General features: G+C 66.4%; 17 protein-coding genes and 1 pseudogene. 15 read left to right on the forward strand and 3 right to left on the reverse strand.

Annotation, left to right across the window (positions count from 1 at the left end; genetic code table 11):
* Positions 1-6: 6 nt before the first annotated feature.
* Together speB and DU478_RS04200 are read right to left on the reverse strand one after the other, a co-directional pair.
* Positions 7-951 (reverse strand): agmatinase, encoded by a 945-nt coding sequence (speB, locus tag DU478_RS04195; protein ID WP_114509679.1) that lies wholly within the window; start codon positions 949-951, stop codon positions 7-9.
* Complete coding sequence (locus tag DU478_RS04200; RefSeq protein WP_114509680.1) at positions 948-1574, reverse strand: TetR/AcrR family transcriptional regulator; 627 nt, start codon at positions 1572-1574, stop codon at positions 948-950. The genes speB and DU478_RS04200 overlap by 4 nt, the downstream gene beginning before the upstream one ends.
* Before the next feature lie 121 nt (positions 1575-1695).
* Between DU478_RS04200 and DU478_RS04205 the strand changes: the two genes are divergently transcribed.
* From DU478_RS04205 to DU478_RS04225, 5 genes are read left to right on the forward strand one after another with little or no spacing between them, the layout of a single operon-like run.
* Complete coding sequence (locus DU478_RS04205) at positions 1696-2751, forward strand: extracellular solute-binding protein (protein WP_114509719.1); 1056 nt, start codon at positions 1696-1698, stop codon at positions 2749-2751.
* Complete coding sequence (locus DU478_RS04210; protein ID WP_233501101.1) at positions 2727-3599, forward strand: ABC transporter permease; 873 nt, start codon at positions 2727-2729, stop codon at positions 3597-3599. The genes DU478_RS04205 and DU478_RS04210 overlap by 25 nt, the downstream gene beginning before the upstream one ends.
* Positions 3596-4366: an ABC transporter permease gene (locus DU478_RS04215; RefSeq protein ID WP_114509682.1), complete on the forward strand. Its 771-nt coding sequence runs from the start codon at positions 3596-3598 to the stop codon at positions 4364-4366. The genes DU478_RS04210 and DU478_RS04215 overlap by 4 nt, the downstream gene beginning before the upstream one ends.
* Positions 4363-5406: an ABC transporter ATP-binding protein gene (locus DU478_RS23685; protein ID WP_114509683.1), complete on the forward strand. Its 1044-nt coding sequence runs from the start codon at positions 4363-4365 to the stop codon at positions 5404-5406. The genes DU478_RS04215 and DU478_RS23685 overlap by 4 nt, the downstream gene beginning before the upstream one ends.
* Positions 5406-6131: an MBL fold metallo-hydrolase gene (locus DU478_RS04225; RefSeq protein ID WP_114509684.1), complete on the forward strand. Its 726-nt coding sequence runs from the start codon at positions 5406-5408 to the stop codon at positions 6129-6131. Before DU478_RS23685 ends, DU478_RS04225 begins: the two co-directional genes overlap by 1 nt.
* A gap of 44 nt (positions 6132-6175) precedes the next feature.
* Here the strand turns inward: DU478_RS04225 and DU478_RS04230 are convergent, their stop codons facing one another.
* The gene (locus DU478_RS04230) at positions 6176-7033 is read right to left on the reverse strand and encodes a helix-turn-helix transcriptional regulator (RefSeq protein WP_158545737.1); all 858 of its coding nucleotides are present in this window, start codon (positions 7031-7033) and stop codon (positions 6176-6178) included.
* A gap of 328 nt (positions 7034-7361) precedes the next feature.
* Between DU478_RS04230 and DU478_RS04235 the strand changes: the two genes are divergently transcribed.
* The 10 genes and pseudogenes from DU478_RS04235 to DU478_RS04280 all read left to right on the forward strand — a co-directional run.
* Complete coding sequence (locus tag DU478_RS04235; RefSeq protein WP_114509686.1) at positions 7362-7556, forward strand: Flp family type IVb pilin; 195 nt, start codon at positions 7362-7364, stop codon at positions 7554-7556.
* Between the two features lie 114 nt (positions 7557-7670).
* Positions 7671-9116 carry a pilus assembly protein TadG-related protein gene (locus tag DU478_RS04240; protein WP_114509687.1) on the forward strand — a complete coding sequence of 482 codons (1446 nt, stop codon included), beginning with the start codon at positions 7671-7673 and terminating at the stop codon, positions 9114-9116.
* On the forward strand, positions 9113-9604 hold the full coding sequence (locus DU478_RS04245) for a TadE/TadG family type IV pilus assembly protein (RefSeq protein ID WP_114509688.1): 492 nt from the start codon (positions 9113-9115) through the stop codon (positions 9602-9604). The genes DU478_RS04240 and DU478_RS04245 overlap by 4 nt, the downstream gene beginning before the upstream one ends.
* Positions 9601-10224: a TadE/TadG family type IV pilus assembly protein gene (locus tag DU478_RS04250; RefSeq protein WP_114509689.1), complete on the forward strand. Its 624-nt coding sequence runs from the start codon at positions 9601-9603 to the stop codon at positions 10222-10224. The genes DU478_RS04245 and DU478_RS04250 overlap by 4 nt, the downstream gene beginning before the upstream one ends.
* Before the next feature lie 10 nt (positions 10225-10234).
* Complete coding sequence (locus DU478_RS04255; RefSeq protein ID WP_114509690.1) at positions 10235-11653, forward strand: AAA family ATPase; 1419 nt, start codon at positions 10235-10237, stop codon at positions 11651-11653.
* The gene (locus DU478_RS04260; protein WP_114509691.1) at positions 11653-13068 is read left to right on the forward strand and encodes a CpaF family protein; all 1416 of its coding nucleotides are present in this window, start codon (positions 11653-11655) and stop codon (positions 13066-13068) included. Before DU478_RS04255 ends, DU478_RS04260 begins: the two co-directional genes overlap by 1 nt.
* Position 13069: 1 nt before the next feature.
* Positions 13070-14014 (forward strand): type II secretion system F family protein, encoded by a 945-nt coding sequence (locus DU478_RS04265; RefSeq protein ID WP_114509692.1) that lies wholly within the window; start codon positions 13070-13072, stop codon positions 14012-14014.
* A gap of 21 nt (positions 14015-14035) precedes the next feature.
* Positions 14036-15004, forward strand: a complete 969-nt coding sequence (locus tag DU478_RS04270) for a type II secretion system F family protein (RefSeq protein ID WP_114509693.1) — start codon at positions 14036-14038, stop codon at positions 15002-15004.
* A 316-nt stretch (positions 15005-15320) separates the two neighbouring features.
* A complete protein-coding gene (locus DU478_RS04275) occupies positions 15321-15575 on the forward strand; it encodes an Arm DNA-binding domain-containing protein (protein WP_114509694.1) in 255 nt (84 codons plus the stop codon).
* A 37-nt stretch (positions 15576-15612) separates the two neighbouring features.
* Positions 15613-16006, forward strand: a pseudogene (locus DU478_RS04280) (transposase); the annotation flags it as partial.

Raw genomic sequence — 16006 nt, forward strand, 5'->3', positions numbered from 1 at the left:
CCCGGATCAGCGCGCTGCACCGGGCAGGACGCAGAGCATCTCGTAAAGCAGGTTGGCCCCGATCAGCGCGGTGTTGCCGCTGGGATCGTAAGGCGGCGAGACCTCGACCAGGTCGCCGCCGACAAGGGTCAGCCCGGCGCAGCCGCGCACGATTTCGAGCGCCTGCCAGGTCGAAAGCCCGCCGGGTTCGACCGTGCCGGTTCCGGGGGCGAAAGCCGGGTCGAGGCTGTCGATATCGAAGCTGAGATAGACCGGCGCATCGCCGATCCTGTCGCGGACCTCGGCCATCAGCGGGGCGAGGGACTTGTACCAGCAGTCCTCGGCCTGCACGACCGTCCAGCCCTTGTCGCGACCCCAGTCGAAATCGTCGGGGCTGTAGCCGGTGCCACGCAGGCCGATCTGGAACACCTTGTCATTGAGCAGGCAGTCCTCTTCCCAGGCGCGGCGGAAGGGACAGCCGTGGGCGACCTTTTCCCCGAACATCTCGTCGTTGATGTCGGCATGGGCATCGACGTGAATGAGCGCGACGGGTCCATGCCGTTCCTTGATCGCGCGCAGAATCGGCCAGGACAGCGTGTGATCGCCGCCCAGCGTCAGCGGCACCGCGCCATGCCCGAGGATGCCGCGATAATGTTCTGCGATGATCTCGACCGATTTCTTCAGGTCGAAGGTGTTGATCGGCACGTCGCCGATGTCGGCCACCTGCATGTGCTCGAACGGGGCGGCGCCCGTCGCCATGTTGTAGGGGCGCAGCATCCGGCTCTCGTCCCGGATCTGCCGCGGCCCCAGCCGCGTGCCGGGACGGTTCGATGTGCCGATGTCCATCGGGATGCCCACGAAACAGGCATCGAGTCCGGCGGCGTTCTCGGCGGCAGGCAGGCGCATCATCGTGGCGGGCCCGCCGAAACGGGGCATGTCGTTGCCGCCCAGCGGCTGGTTGAAACGGGTCATTCCGGTCCTTCTTCTGCGATCATGCGGGCAAACGGGGCGATCTGTGCGGTCACCCGGTTGCGCAGCGTTTTCAGCGGCATCTTTTCGTCCTTCACGAATTCGATGAATTCCATGTTGAGGTTGTTGAAGACCAGTTGGCCCAGAACCGCCGGATCGAGTCCGGCGCGAATTTCTCCGCGACCCTGCAGAGTGGCGATCAGGTCGGTGACCTGCTGGCCCAGACGACGGTCCAGCTCGGTGTAGCGGCGGCCGTTGGGAGTTCCGGGATGTTCGATGGACAGCGCCATGGCGGTGCGCCACATTTCCTTGGTCAGGTAAATCAAAGAGTGGTCGTAGTAGTTGAAGATCAGCTTGAGCAGCGCCTTTTCCGCCCCGTTCGGCGGCTGATCGGCGATGTTCTGGCCGATCTGAAGCACCTCCTCGACCTCCATCGCGACCGTCGCGATGAGGATGTCGCCCTTGTTCTGGTAGTAATTGTAGACCGTCCCGACAGAGACCCCGGCCAGTTGGGCCAGGTCCTCGATTCGAACGGAATCGTATCCGCATTCGCGGAATCTGCTCACCGCTGCCTGCAAAATGCGCTTTTCGCGCTTGGCTTTCTGTTCTTCGCGCAGACCCGGCATGGAAGCGCCCTTGTGACCGACGGTTTTCGAAATACAGGTTGACTAGAAAAATGAACCGGTTCAACTTTTTTCTCGAAGGCAGCCGAACGTGCCGCCGCAAAACCAATGGGGAGATATGAAAATGAGCAATTGCCTGGCCCGCCTGACGGGCACCACGGTCCTTGTCTGCGCCGCAGGCGCGGCAACCGCTCAGGAAGAGCTGAACGCGCTGGTGTGGTGCGACCACACCGATCCGGCGCTGATCGAACCCTTCGAGGAAAAGTTCAACGCCAAGGTCAACCTGCGCGAATACGAAGGCACAGGGGCTGCGCTGGCGCTGCTGGAACAATCCCGCCCGGGCGACTGGGACGTGCTGGTGATCGACGGCATCGACGTCTTCCGCGCGGTTGATGCAGGCATCCTCGCCCCGCTTCCCGCCGACGACCTGCCCACAGCGGACTTCTTTCCCGAGGTGGTCATGGAAGAGAACAACTCCGCCGACGGACAGGTCTACGCGGTGACCGAGAAATTCGGCTACAACACCATCTCCTACAATGCCGACGCGGTGGACGAGGCCGACATGCAGGACATGGCCGCAGTCCTGTCCGAGAAATACGCCGGCCGTCTGTCGATCTACGATTACTACCTGCCGGTGATGGGGCTCGCGGCGCTGGCCGACGGCATCGCGACGGCGGATATCGACGGCACATCGCTGGAAAGCATCGGCGCGACGCTGTCGACGATGAAAGAGCGCTCGGCCTCGGTCGCGGGCGTGGTCGCCGCGCAGACGGCGCTGGCCACGGGCGAAGTCGACATCGTGGTGGGCGGCGGCGAATGGCTGACCGCGGTGCTGTCGAACGAACGGCCAGAGCTGACCTGGACCATCCCCGAGCAGGGCGCGGTGCGCTGGACCCAGAGCATCGGCGTGCTGGCCGACAGCGAAAAGCCCGAGCTGGCGACCGAGTTCGTGAAATACATCGTCAGCCCCGAAGGCCAGGCGGCACTTGCGACCTCGTCGTGCTTCTGGGGGATGCCCGCCAATGCCAAGGCCGGCGACCTGCTGAGCGATGCCCAGAAAACCGCGCTGCGCTGGGATGAACAGCCCGATTACCTGGCGCGCACCCAGCTCTATCCCGCGCCCGATACCGATCTGGATATCGAGATGCAGGACCTGTGGCTGGAGACCCTGTCGCAGTGATGCCGCTGCGCGACCGGACCCTGGGCTGGGGGCTTGCCGCCCCCGCCCTGCTCTGGACGGTCGCGTTCTTCGTCGTGCCCTTCGTGGTGATGGGCGCGATGAGCCTTGCGACGCTGGACGGGCGCACGCTGGTCTGGGGCCTGTCGCTGTCGAACTACGCCGAGATCGCGGACAAGGCCTATATCTGGCGCGCCATCCTCGTGTCGCTGGAAATCACCCTCACGGTCACGGCGCTGTCGGTCCTGTTGGCCTATCCGCTGGCCTGGATCATCGCGTTCCGCGTGCCGCAGCGCTGGCAGCGGCTGGCGCTCTTGCTCGCGATCCTGCCGTTCTGGACGTCTTACGTGGTGCGCTCCTACGCCTGGCTGCTGGTGCTGGCGCGCGAGGGCGTGGTGAACCAGACGCTGATGACGCTGGGCCTGATCGCGGAGCCGATCACGCTCGCCAACACCCGCATCGCCACGGTGACGGGTTTCGTGCATTTCTTCGTCATGCTGCTGACGCTGACGATCTTCGCCAACCTGGTGCAGCTGTCGCCGAACTACCGCCGCGCGGCGATGGACCTGGGCGCCAACGCGTTCCAGACCTTCTGGCACGTCGTCCTGCCGCTGACCCTGCCCGGCATCGTCACCGGCGCCTTCCTGACCTTCGTGCTCTGCATCGGCGACTACATCACACCGCAGATCCTGGGCGGCAACAACGAGCTGACCGTGCCGCAGGTCATCATGGTGCAGCTTGGGAGGCGGGCGGATTTCCCCCTCGCCTCGGCGCTGGCGATCGTGCTGATGGGGCTGGTGACGCTGGCCTATCTCGCCTGCGCGCGCTGGCTGAGGCTCGACCGGATATGATGCGCGCGGCGCCCTGGCTCTACCTCGTCGCAGCCTTCGTCTTCATTTACCTGCCCGTGGGCGCGCTGGTGCTGTTCTCGTTCCAGGGCGGCAGCTTGCCGGTGCCCCCCTTCGACGGGCCAAGCCTGCAATGGTACGGCGACATCCTGTCGGACGACGACCTGACCGACGCCCTTCGGAATTCGCTGATCGTCGCCGTCGGCAGCGCCGCCGTCGCCTGCGCGCTGGGGTTCCTCGCCGCCTATGCGCTGGCACGGTTCGTCCTGCCGGGGGCGGCGCTGATGCGCGGACTGCTGATCGCGCCGCTGACCGTCAGCTACCTGATCGTGGGCCTTGGCCTGCTGATGGTTCTGCAACGGCTGGGGCTGGGCCTGTCGCTCTGGACCGCGGGGATCGGGCACGTGGTCATCAACCTGCCGCTCTGTTTTGCGATCATCTACGCGTCGATGGGCGCGCAGCAGCAGAACGCCGAACGTGCCGCCCGCGACCTTGGCGCCAACGAGGCGCAGGTGATCCTGCTCATCACCGCGCCGATGCTGGCCCCCGCGATCCTCGCCGCGTTCTTCCTCTCGGTCACGCTCAGCTGGGACGAATTCATCATCGCCTTCCTGCTCACCCGCTTCGACATCACCCTGCCGGTCGAGATCTGGTCGATGCTGCGCTCGGGCCTGTCGCCACGGCTCAACGCCATCGGCAGCCTTGTTTTCCTGGTATCTGTCACGGCGGTGCTGCTCCTTGAAATCCTTGTCTTCCGGAAACGCGCATGACCGCCCCTGTCCGCCTCGACGGCATCAATCACTGGTTCGGCGACTTCCAGGCGCTGACCGACATTTCGCTCGACATCGCCGCCGGGGAATACATCACCCTGCTGGGGCCTTCGGGCTGCGGCAAGACCACGCTGCTGTCGGTTCTGGGCGGTTTCGTCGAACCCAGCCAGGGCACGGTGCACATCGCCGGGCAGGACGTGACGCGCCTCTCTCCTGCCAAGCGCCCGACCACCACGATGTTCCAGGACTACGCCTTGTTCCCGCACATGAGCCTGCGCGACAACGTCGCCTTCGGCCTGCGCATGGGCGGCATGGGCCGCGCGAAACGCCACGCCCGCGCGCTCGATATGCTGGCGCTCGTGGGTCTGGAAAAGGACGCCGCCAAGCGTCCGCATGCCCTGTCGGGCGGGCAGCGGCAGCGGGTCGCGCTGGCCCGCGCCTTGGCCGTTGAGCCCGATGTGCTGCTGCTGGACGAGCCATTGGGCGCGCTCGACCTGAAACTGCGCCGGTCGATGCAGGACGAGCTCAAGTCGATCCAGCGCCAGGTCGGGACGACCTTCGTGCACGTGACCCACGACCAGGAAGAGGCGATGGCCATCGCCGACCGCATCGTAGTGATGAACGCCGGCCGGATCGAGGATGCCGGCCCGCCGGCGCGGGTCTACCGCGACCCGGCCACGCTCTTCGCCGCCGCCTTCATGGGCGAGATGAACCGCATTCCCGGCATCAACGAGAACGAAACCACCCGCACCGCGTTTGGAAAGATCCACAACCCGCGGATGTCGGAGGGCAAGGTCACGCTTTGCCTGCGCCCCGAGGCGATCCACATCGGAAAGGGCGGATTCAGCCTGGGCCGCGCCACGGTGCAGGATGCCGCGTTTTTCGGCACCCACGTGCGCGCGCATGTGACACCCGTGGCAGCGCCCGACATGCGACTGGTGGTGCATCTGCCGCCCGGTTCGATCCCGGAGCCTGACGACGTGCTGGACCTTTGCGCAGATCACGACGGCCTGACGGTGTTCCCGGCAGAGGAGGCGTGATGGACCGCGCGAAACCCGAAGACTGGTGGCGGATCGAGCGCAAGGGCGACGACGTCACCCTGATTTCCGAACCGTTCATCCAGGAGTTCTACCGCTGCAACTGCTGGCACGTGCGCGGACGCGACCGGGACATGCTGGTGGACAGCGGCATGGGCGTCGTGTCGCTGCGGGACTGGGTGCCGCTGGTGACCGAACGCAGCCTGACCGCGGTGGCGAGCCACACGCATTTCGATCACATCGGCTGCCACCATGAATTCGCCGACCGCTGCGTGCATCGGGCCGAGGCCGGGATCCTGGCCGATCCCGCCTATGACGCGATCCTCGCCAACTACGTCACCGACGACATCTTCGACCGCCTCCCGCCCCTGCCGTACCAATCCGCCGACTATGGCGTCAAAGCCGCGCCGGCGACCCGGCTGCTCGAGGATGGCGACGTCGTGGACTTGGGCGACCGCCACTTCGAGGTGATCCACACGCCGGGGCATTCGCCGGGCGGTATCGCGCTTTGGGAGGCGGCGACCGGCATCCTGTTTTCAGGCGACATCGTCTATGACGGACCGTTGATCGAAGACACCTACCATGCCGATGCCACTGATTATTACCGGTCGATGGTGCGGCTTTACGATCTGCCGGTGCGCATCGTGCATGGCGGCCATTTCCCCAGCTACGACGCCGCGCGGCACCGCGCGATCATCCGCGCCTGGCTGGACGGCAAGGACGGCTGAGGCGCCAGAGCGAAAGCCGAGGCGCAGCAGAGAGCAGCAGGCGCTCAGACGTCCTCTGTCGTTTCGTCCTGCCGCGCCAGCGACACCAGAGAGACCTGCCCCGACGTCCCGGTCTTGGCATAGAGATTGCGGAGGTGCGTGCGCACCGTGGCGATCGACAGGCCCAGCGTCTCGGCGATAGTCTTGGGATTGTGACCGTGACTAAGCAGGCGGCACACCCCCAATTCCGACCGCGTGAGGCCATACGGGTTGGAGACGTGGAACAGCGTCTGTTCGGACGCCGGCGGCGCGCCGCGACGGCGACGTTCTTCGGCGATCATCGCGTCGATCAATCCGGGGGTCTTCAGCGCCCAGACATCGGCCATCGCGTTGGTCACGATGATCGACGGAATCTCGGCGCTGCGGACCGGCGCCGTTTCAAAGCTGATTTCCATAAAATCGCAGCGGTCGTCGATCCGCTCCAGGACGATCAGGCTGATCTCGATGAGGCCGCGATGGCCCTGCCGTTCCCGCGCCGCCTCGCTCGCCGCGAATGCGGGCTCTTTCGACAGCTCGGTCGCGCGCCAGATCGTGCCGGGCATCATCCTGTCCGCGTGATGCTGCAAGGCGTACTGCGCCAGACGCCGGGACACGGTGGCCTTGGTTCCCGGCGCGCCCAGAAGGTTGACACCGCAGATCAGGTCGGCCCGTCCGGTCGTCACGTCGATGCGGAAGGCCGACACACTGTACGCGCCGGTCTGATGTGCCGCGGTCTCGAGAACCTCGGCCATTTCGTAGCGCCCGGTGAGGGCGCCCATCCAGTCGGTAACCAGCGCAAACGACCGCGCCAGCCTGCAATGCAGATCGGACGCGCCCTCGAAGGGCAGCACGTCAACGCGTCGACGGTATCCTCTGGTGGGCATCGTTTTCACCAAACCTCGGCCCGCGAGACGCGCCAGGACCGCGGACCATTCAACAGAACAGGTATCTTTGCCGTAGCTATCTCTGAAGGAAACCATGCGGGGCGGGTCTTGACCAGCCCCTAGAGCGGCCTCAGCCGTGCAACGCGTCAGGACTATGGCCATAGAGACGCAACTTTGCCCCAATCTTACCTCTTTTTATCATCCATCTGAGCGACGAAGGCCTGGTTAATAGTCGGTAAGTTCTTCTCATCAGGTCCGAACAGCCCGGACAGGACAGACACGTAACCCGCAGACATTCCCTGCGATCCTACCTTGAAGGACAGACACCATGACCACCCTCACCAAACTTCTTTCCCGTTTCAAATCCGACGAAGACGGCGCCACGCTGGTCGAGTACGGCATCGCGCTCGGCCTCGCCGTGACCCTGGGCGCAGGCGCCCTGCTGACCCTGTCGGGCGACGTCGGCGCAACCATGGGCGCCGCCAGCGAAGCCATGCCGGTGCAGGCCGCTGCCGGCAGCTAAGCCCCGCCTACCAAGTCTTTACGAGTACCCGAACAGTGCGAGTACCGCTCCTCCCGGCCGACATCGTCGCGACCGGGCGGAGCCCCCTCTGCCTCCCATCTTCGAAGGTTCCCGATGCGTCCCCGCCCGCTTTGCCATTTCAGATCATCCGAATCCGGCGCGATCCTGGTCTTCTGGGGCTTCGCGCTGGCGGCGATGCTGGGCCTTGCCGCGCTGGTGGTGGATGCGGGACGTCTGTCGACCAGCCAGTCCGAACTGCAATCCTATGCCGACTCCGTCAGCCTGGCCGCGGCGGCCGAACTTGACGGCGCCCCCGATGCCATCGACCGCGCCCGCGTCGCGGCACAGACCCTGATCACCGACAGCCAGACCTACGCCGACGGCGGCGCAGCTCTGGATGCCGATGACATCACCCTGACCTTCTACCGCGACAGCGGTGCCGGATTTCAGCGTACCGCCGCGCAGGTCACAACCGTCCCCGCGCAGGCGCGCTACGTCGAAGTGCGCGTCGCCGAACGCCGGGTGAGCCTGCCCTTTGCCGCCGCCATGGCGGCGCTGCGCGACACCGCTTTCGTCGACGACACCGTTCAAGCGACCTCGGTCGCGCAGTTCAATGTCGAAGCCTGCGACGTCTCTCCGCTTGCCGTGTGCCTGCCGGACGTGAACTTTTCGGCGCAGACCGCCGTGGGCACATCCTTGTCTCTGGGCGCCAATGTCTCGGCCAGCGTGACCCTGCCGGGCGATCTGATCGCCGTCGACACGCTGTCGTCGCTTCTGGACGGCCTGTCGGTCTGCCTGGGGCTCAGCGGCGGCGCGCTCGACGCCTGCCTCCTGGCGGCGCAGCAGCCCGAGACCGCCTGCCGCGGCAGTTCCGGCCTGACCATTTCAGCGGATGTGCAGGCGCAGGACATTCTCGACGCCGTGAACACACGCTTCGGCATTTTCGACGGGCTGACCTCGGCCCTTGCCGGAAACGACGACTTTCCCGTGGCACCCAGCCTTCTTGGCGGTGTCCTGAGCGCCACGGGGCTCTGCACGCCAGGGAATGTGGCGCCAGAGCAGCTCGGTCTGCCGCTGGACGATTGCTTTGCCGCCGGGACCTGCTCGGTTCAGGGCAACGGCAGCTGGCAGGCCGGGCGGGACGCCTATATCGCTGCCCACTACGACGGCACCGACCCCTTCCCGAACGCCAGCACGCGGTTCGAGTTCTACCAGGCCGAAGTCGCCGCGAGCATCGGCCCGGCCCCGTCGTCCGGCGGGTCCTCCGGCGGTCTGGTCGGCGGTCTCTTGGGCGGCGTCACCGGCGCGCTGCTGCCACAGCTTTGCGTGCCGCCGACGCCCGCCGACCCAACCCGCCGGCTGATGGTGCTGGCCGGTGTCGACTGCAGCAATGCGTCCAACGGCGCGCTGCCGCCGGTGCGGCAGTTCCTCGAGGTTTTCGTGCTGGGCCCGGGCGAAGACGGCCTGCTGAACGTCGAGGTCACCGCTTGTCTCGGCGGCTCCTGCGGCAACGGCAACCTCGATACCCAGGTGCAGGATGTCGTGAGGCTGGTCGAATGATCCGCCGCCTGTCCCTGCGCGCCGTCCGGCGCGACGAAGACGGCGCGGCGCTGGTCGAATTCGCCCTGCTGCTGCCGACCTTCCTTCTGTTTCTCGGCATCGCCATCGAGGGCGGCCGTACCTTCTGGTCCTACCAGACCACCATCACCGGCGTCCGCGACGCCGCACGGTTCCTGAGCCGTGCCGCCCCGCAGGACATCTGCGCTGGCGGCGGCAGCCTGGGCGGCTGGAACGCCCGGCTGACCGACATCGTGCGCAACACCCAGGGCGGCGGCACCCTGTTCCCCAGCAGCATCCGCATCGACGGCGTGACCGCGACGCTGGACTGCGACGCCGGCAGCTTTCGCGGCGGTGCCGCCCCGGTGGCCACGGTCACGGCGGTGCTGCAGATCGACTACCCCTTCGCCGGGCTTTTCAGCATGGTCGGCGCGGCCCCGGCCAACGTGACCACCGTGGTCACCGACCGCACGCGGATCCTCGGCGCATGATCCGCGCCGCGCGTCATATCACCCGCGTCTGGCGCGATGAGGCCGGCACCGTGCTGGTCGAACTGGCTGTCGTGCTGGGCCTTTTCGTGCTGATGGTCTTCGGCGTGATCGATTTCGGGCGCCTCGGGTTTTCCTATGTGCTGGCCGAAAAGGCGACCGAAACCGCCGCGCGGATGGCCGTCGTGCGTCCGGCGATCTGCCAGAATGTCGCCCCCGTGGTGCGCCGGACCCTGCTCGGCACGCTGAACCTGTCGGTGCGCAACGGCACCCGCTGCTCGGATGCCCCGGGCGTTTGCCGTGCGCCCGCGACGGTCACCTGCACCGGCAGCGCCGGGCAGCCGCAGGCCGCCGCGATCCTCACGCAGATCGCCGCTCTGCTGCCGGTGGGAGCCGGTCCCGAAAATCTGCGCTTCACCTACAGCTACGACCCGGACCTCAACCGCGTCGGCGCGCCCTATGCGCCCATCGTCACGGTCGAGATCACCGATCTGGAATACCAGTTCATCTCGCCGCTCGGCGCCTTCGTGGCGCTGGCCGGGGGCACCGACGACGGACGCCTCGGCACCGCCTTCGCCTTTCCCTCCATGAGCGCATCGCTCCCCGCCGAAGACCTGAAGTAAGGACACTGCCATGACCTATGCCTTCTCCGAACTCGATCTCGACCAGCACGGCGAGGACGCAACCCCCGTCATCGCGCGGATGCAGGTCTTTGTGGTCGCGCCGCAGCCCGCGGTCGCGCAGCGCATCCGGGCGTCCCTGGGGACCGACGAGATGATCGACGTGCAGGTCTTTCACAGCGACCTCACGCGACTGGTGCTGGACGATACAGCAGACTGGGGCACTTGCGATTTCCTGATGGTCCATGTGACCGCGGAGGACAGCAGCGTCATGGCGGCGATCCATTGCCTGACCTCCCGGCCCGGCGTGCGGATGCATTGCGTCGCGATGGTCAACGGCCCGGTGCCGCAGACCCTCGAAGCCCGGTTGCTGAGCGCCGGGGTATCCCGCGTGCTGCCCTTGCCCGCGATCAAGGAGCCGGCAGCAGAGACCTCTGCCACCCCGCCGAAACCTGCCGACACAGCTGCGGCACCTGCGACCTCACGGCTGCACCTTTCGGAGACAGCGGCGGATCGCCTTGCCGGGATGCTCGAAGCGGCCCCCGCGCCGGAGTATCAGGACAGCCCTGCGGCAGCCGAACCTGTGGCACCCGATGCCACGCCAGCCATCCCGGCACAGGCAGAGACACCCCGGCCGGCGCCCCGCACCCGTCCGGCAGACGAGGCAGAGGTCGGCGCCGGCCGCATCACCACCGTCCTGCGCGCGCGGGGCGGCGCCGGGGCGTCGACGCTGGCCGTGAACCTCGCGCTCGACATCCTGCGCGAGGCCAAGTCGCCGCGCCGGGTCGCGCTGATCGACCTCGACATCCAGAACGGATCGGTCGGCGTGCTGCTCGACCTGCCGGATTCGGCGCCGATGTCCGCGCTGCTCTGCAACGCCGACACGCCCGATGACAGCTTCCTCGACGCCGCGATGGCCCGGCATTCCAGCGGCATCGACGTGCTCGCTGCACCCGATATCTTCGCGCCGCTGACGGCCCTGACGCCCGACATGGTCGAGGCACTGATGCAGGCCCTGCAAAAGCGCTACGACCACATCATCGTCGACATGCCGCAGGCGATGCTGGACTGGATCGAACCGGTCTTCGAACGCGCGGTGCAGGCGCTGATCGTCACCGACACCTCGGTCCCCTCGATCAAGCGTACGCGCCGCCTGATCGACGTGCTGACCGAAGAACACATGACCCTGACCGTGCAGGTGGTGATCAACAAGGAGCGCCGCCCGATGATCCTGTCGGATGCGCAGAAAGAAGCGGCGCGGCTGCTGGGCCGGCGGCTGGAACACTGGATCCCGGACGATCCTGCCCGCGCCCGCAAGGCGCTGGATGCGGGCGTGCCGATGATCCAGAGCGGACCGAAGTCGCGCCCCGGCAAGGCGATCTCGGCGCTGTCCCAGACACTCTTTGCCCTGACCCGGACGGAGGCCAGCTGATGTTCCGCACGTTCCACACCACGCGCGGCGATGCCCGCGCGCCGCGCCGCGAAACCAGCGCCCCGGAGACGGCGGCCCCCGCCAAGCCCACAACCGTCGTGCCGCTGCCCGCCGCCGCTTCGGAACCGGCAAAACCGTCCCGCAAGGACCCGCATCTGGAGCTCAAGAGCCAGCTGCATCACAAGCTGCTCGAGACGCTGAACCTCGCCAAGCTCGACTCCGTCTCCTCTGCCGACCTGCGCCGCGACATCGCCACGCTCACCGCGCGCCATCTGCAGGACGCGGGCCGCGTGATGCCCGCGCAGCCGTTCCAGGCGTTGGTGGACGAATTGCTGGACGAGGTGCTGGGCCTCGGCCCGCTGGAGCCGCTGCTGGCCGATCCGACGATCAGTGACATCCTCGTCAACGGCGTCGATCACGTCTTTGTCGAACGCGCGGGCATCCTCGAACGCAGCCCGGCGCGGTTTCACGACGAACGCCACCTGCTGCGGATCATCGACAAGATCGTCAGCAGCGTCGGCCGCCGCATCGACGAAAGCCAGCCCTGGGTCGATGCGCGGCTCGAAGACGGTAGCCGCGTCAACGCGATCATCCGGCCCTGCGCCATCGACGGGCCGTCCCTGTCGATCCGCAAATTCTCGCGCCACCCGCTGCGCATGGACAAGCTGGTCGAAACCGGCGCACTGACCGGTCCGGCGGCGGAATTCCTCAAGGCCGCGAGCCGCGGGCGGCTGAACACGCTGATCTCGGGCGGCACCGGATCGGGCAAGACCACGCTGCTGAACGCGATCTCGGCCTTCGCCGACCCACGCCACCGCATCGTCACCATCGAGGACGCCGCCGAACTGCAACTGCAGCAGGAACACGTCGTGCGGCTGGAAACCCGGCCCTCGAACGCCGAGGGCAAGGGCCGGATCACCCAGCGCGACCTGATCGTCAACGCCCTGCGCATGCGCCCCGACCGGATCATCGTCGGCGAGGTGCGCGGCAACGAAGCCTTCGACATGCTGCAGGCGATGAACACCGGGCACGACGGGTCGATGACCACGATCCACGCCAACACCGCCCGCGACGCGCTGAGCCGGCTTGAGCAGATGGTCGCCATGTGCGGCGGAGACATCCCCCTTTCGGTCATCCGCGCACAGATCGCCTCGGGCCTGAACCTCGTGGTGCAGACCTCGCGCCTCTCGGACGGCCGCCGCCGGGTGCTGAGCATCTCGGAACTGACCGGGCTCGACGGCGACACGATCCTGATGCAGGACATCTTCGTCTTCCGCCGCACCGGCGTCGACGAGGACGGCACCGTGCAGGGCCGGATGATCGCCACCGGTGTGCGTCCCCGCTGTCTCGAGGTGTTGCGCACCGCCGGGCTCGACCTGCCCGAAGACACCTTCCGCATCCGCGAGGCAAGCTGACATGGGCATCGGACTGTTCTGGGCACTTCTGCTGGCCGCCTGCGCGCTGGTGCTGCCCGTGGCGCTGAAACTCATACTGACCGAAAGCTCGGCCGAGACCGAGCGCAAGCTGGCGCGGATGCGCAGCGCAGCACCCCGGATGACCGACACCGATCTGCTTTTGCTGCGCGCAGCCGAAGCCGACGGCGGCAGCAAGCAGCCGTTCCTGCGCGACATGCAGCGCATGACCGAAACGCTGGGACTTCCGGTGTCGGGCCGCGGCTTTCTGCTCTGCGTCGCCGTCGCGGCGCTGGCCTTTGGCATTCTGGCCTTCCTCGGTACAGGCTCCGCTCTGCTGGCGCTGGGTCTCGCGGGCAGTGTGGCGCTGACCGCCGTCGCCGTGCTGCGCGCACGGCATGCGGCCTATGTGGACAGGTTCGTGACCCAATTGCCCGACGCACTCGACCTGATGATGCGCGGGCTGCGCATCGGCCATCCGATCAGTGCCACGATCTCGAACGTCGCCCGCACCATGCCCGACCCGATCGGCGCCGAATTCCGGGTGATCGAGAAAAAGATCGGCCACGGCGATTACCTTACCGACGCGCTGAGCGACCTTGCCGACAAGATCGACCAGGAGGACATGCACTACCTCGCCGTCAGCATCCGCATCCAGCACGGCACCGGCGGCAACCTGGCCGACATGCTGGCCACGCTGTCGGGCGTGATCCGGTCACGGATCATGCTGCGCCGCCGGGTTCGGGCGCTGTCTTCCGAGGGCCGCATCTCGTCTCTGCTGCTGTCGTCGCTGCCGCTGGTGATCTTCGGCGCCACCAGCCTGATGGCGCCGGACTACTACGGCGCCGTCTCGGACGATCCTCTGTTCCTGCCCATTGCCTGCACCATCGTGGCGCTGGTCGTGGCCAATTTCCTCATCCTGCGCCGCCTGGTCAATTTCCAGGCCTGACCCCGAACCGGAGTGTTCCCCATGATGCAGCTGCAAGACGGACTGTTCGCCGGCAACGCGCTTTACTACCTTGCGGCGCTGGCGCTCGTGCTGCTGGTGTCGGGCGGTGTCGGCTTTCTCGCGCAGCGCGACAGGCCGGCGGCACGGATGCGGGGGCTTGCGGTGCGGCACGGCGGGCCCGGCGGCCCGAGCCTTGCCAAGATCGCCGAGGAAACGCCCCGCGGTCTGGCGCGCGCGCTGATCCCCGAGGACCCGTCAGAGCGCGCGCAGATCCAGTTCCAGCTCGCCAAGGTCGGGTTCACCCATGCCCGCGCGGTGCAGCATTTCTTTGTCCTGCGGCTGGCGCTTGCGGTGTTGCCGCCGGTCCTGGTCTTCGGCACATTCGCGCTGGCCCGCGCCGGGCTGCTGCCCGCCGACGCCGCCCGCGCCGTGCTCGATTTTCCCCGCATCGGACTGATGCAGATCGCCGCCGTCGGCACCGCGGCGGGCTTCTACGGGCCCAGCTACCTGCTCAAGTCCCGCATCGCCGCGCGGCAGAACCGCATCCGCAAGGCCTTTCCCAACGCCATGGACCTGTTGCAGATCTCGGTCGAGGCCGGCCTTGGCCTCGACGCCGCGATGAGCCGCGTGGGATCTGAGATCCACAAGGTGTCGCCCGAGATCGCCTACGAGTTCCTCACCCTCCAGAACGAGATCGGCGCCGGGCGCGACCGCGAGGCGGCGATGTTCGACATGGCCGAACGCATGGGCGTCGAAGAGGCCAAGAGCTTTGCCCTTGTCATCATCCAGTCGCTGCAATTCGGCACCAGCCTGACCACAGCGCTGAAATCCTACGCGAAAGAGATGCGCGAGTACCGCGAACTGGCCGCACAGGAAAAGGCCAACCGCCTGCCGGTGCAGATGTCGGTGGTGATGTCCTTCCTGATGCTGCCGGCGCTGTTCCTGATCACCCTCACGCCGATCATCATCCGGTACATGGCGATCTACTGAGGATATCCGGATCGCCCGCCGCCCGCGGCGTCGCAGTACCGCTGCGGGCCGTTCGCGTCGGTCAGCAGGAGCGGCGTTCGAAGAACGTCTCGCATCGCATCCGTCCGACGCTCTGATACGAGATTTTCCGACGCAAAAAGTGCCGGTTCGCGGAAAGGTGGTGCCGCTGAAGGGCACCAACCTATTGTTTTTATTGAATCTAGTTTGTCTATTTTTGCGATCAATCCCCTTAAAATATAGGTAAGACTGTCCTTACATGTCTTGTCTTGTCCGTCCCCATCCACTAGCTTCGGGTGGATATTTAGGGGGATGAGAAGTGCGGGCAAAAAGCAGGCTGACCACGGCCTTTATAAAAACTGCCCCCGTCGGCAAACACTGTGATGGCGCTGGCCTTTGGCTGGTGAAGCGGGAGGATGGTGGGGCGCAATGGGTGCTTCGCGTGACGGTGCACGGACGGCGACGCGAAATGGGCTTGGGTGGTTTTCCTGCCCTCGGGTTGGCAGACGCTCGAAAGCTGGCAGAGCGCTGGCGAAATGTGGCTTGGAGTGCCCCCACTGAAGTGGTCCACTAACTGGGATAGTATTATCCCGTTTCAGGAGGACCATGTGATGGCTGGAAAGCGAGACAAGCCCGAAGAGATTGTGCTGAAGCTGCGGCAGGTTGAAGTTCTGCAAGGTCAAGGCAGCTCGATTGCGGAAGCCGTGCGCCAGATCGGGGTGACGCAGCAGACCTATTACCGTTGGCGCAAAGAATATGGCGGCATGAGCCGGGACCAGCTCAAACGGCTGAAGCAGCTTGAGACCGAGAATACGCGGCTCAGGCGTGCGGTTTCGGATCTGACGCTGGACAAGATGATCCTGACCGAGGCCGCCCGGGGAAACTTCTGAGCCCCGCCCGCCGCCGTCGATGTATCGACCATGTGCGGCAGACCCTTGGCGTATCTGAGCGCCGGGCCTGCCGCACATTGGGTCAGCATCGCTCGACGCAGCGTAAGGTGCCCAT

The organism is Thalassococcus profundi, assembly GCF_003344785.1.
Lineage (GTDB): Bacteria > Pseudomonadota > Alphaproteobacteria > Rhodobacterales > Rhodobacteraceae > Puniceibacterium > Puniceibacterium profundi.

Coding starts and splice junctions, on each gene's coding strand:
- speB (WP_114509679.1), bottom strand. CDS start 951: ATGACCCGTTTCAACCAGCCGCTGGGCGGCAACGACATGCCCCGTTTC.
- DU478_RS04225 (WP_114509684.1), top strand. CDS start 5,406: ATGGACCGCGCGAAACCCGAAGACTGGTGGCGGATCGAGCGCAAGGGC.
- DU478_RS04215 (WP_114509682.1), top strand. CDS start 3,596: ATGATGCGCGCGGCGCCCTGGCTCTACCTCGTCGCAGCCTTCGTCTTC.
- DU478_RS04270 (WP_114509693.1), top strand. CDS start 14,036: ATGATGCAGCTGCAAGACGGACTGTTCGCCGGCAACGCGCTTTACTAC.
- DU478_RS04240 (WP_114509687.1), top strand. CDS start 7,671: ATGCGTCCCCGCCCGCTTTGCCATTTCAGATCATCCGAATCCGGCGCG.
- DU478_RS04245 (WP_114509688.1), top strand. CDS start 9,113: ATGATCCGCCGCCTGTCCCTGCGCGCCGTCCGGCGCGACGAAGACGGC.
- DU478_RS04235 (WP_114509686.1), top strand. CDS start 7,362: ATGACCACCCTCACCAAACTTCTTTCCCGTTTCAAATCCGACGAAGAC.
- DU478_RS04255 (WP_114509690.1), top strand. CDS start 10,235: ATGACCTATGCCTTCTCCGAACTCGATCTCGACCAGCACGGCGAGGAC.
- DU478_RS04230 (WP_158545737.1), bottom strand. CDS start 7,033: ATGCCCACCAGAGGATACCGTCGACGCGTTGACGTGCTGCCCTTCGAG.
- DU478_RS04260 (WP_114509691.1), top strand. CDS start 11,653: ATGTTCCGCACGTTCCACACCACGCGCGGCGATGCCCGCGCGCCGCGC.
- DU478_RS23685 (WP_114509683.1), top strand. CDS start 4,363: ATGACCGCCCCTGTCCGCCTCGACGGCATCAATCACTGGTTCGGCGAC.
- DU478_RS04205 (WP_114509719.1), top strand. CDS start 1,696: ATGAGCAATTGCCTGGCCCGCCTGACGGGCACCACGGTCCTTGTCTGC.
- DU478_RS04265 (WP_114509692.1), top strand. CDS start 13,070: ATGGGCATCGGACTGTTCTGGGCACTTCTGCTGGCCGCCTGCGCGCTG.
- DU478_RS04250 (WP_114509689.1), top strand. CDS start 9,601: ATGATCCGCGCCGCGCGTCATATCACCCGCGTCTGGCGCGATGAGGCC.
- DU478_RS04200 (WP_114509680.1), bottom strand. CDS start 1,574: ATGCCGGGTCTGCGCGAAGAACAGAAAGCCAAGCGCGAAAAGCGCATT.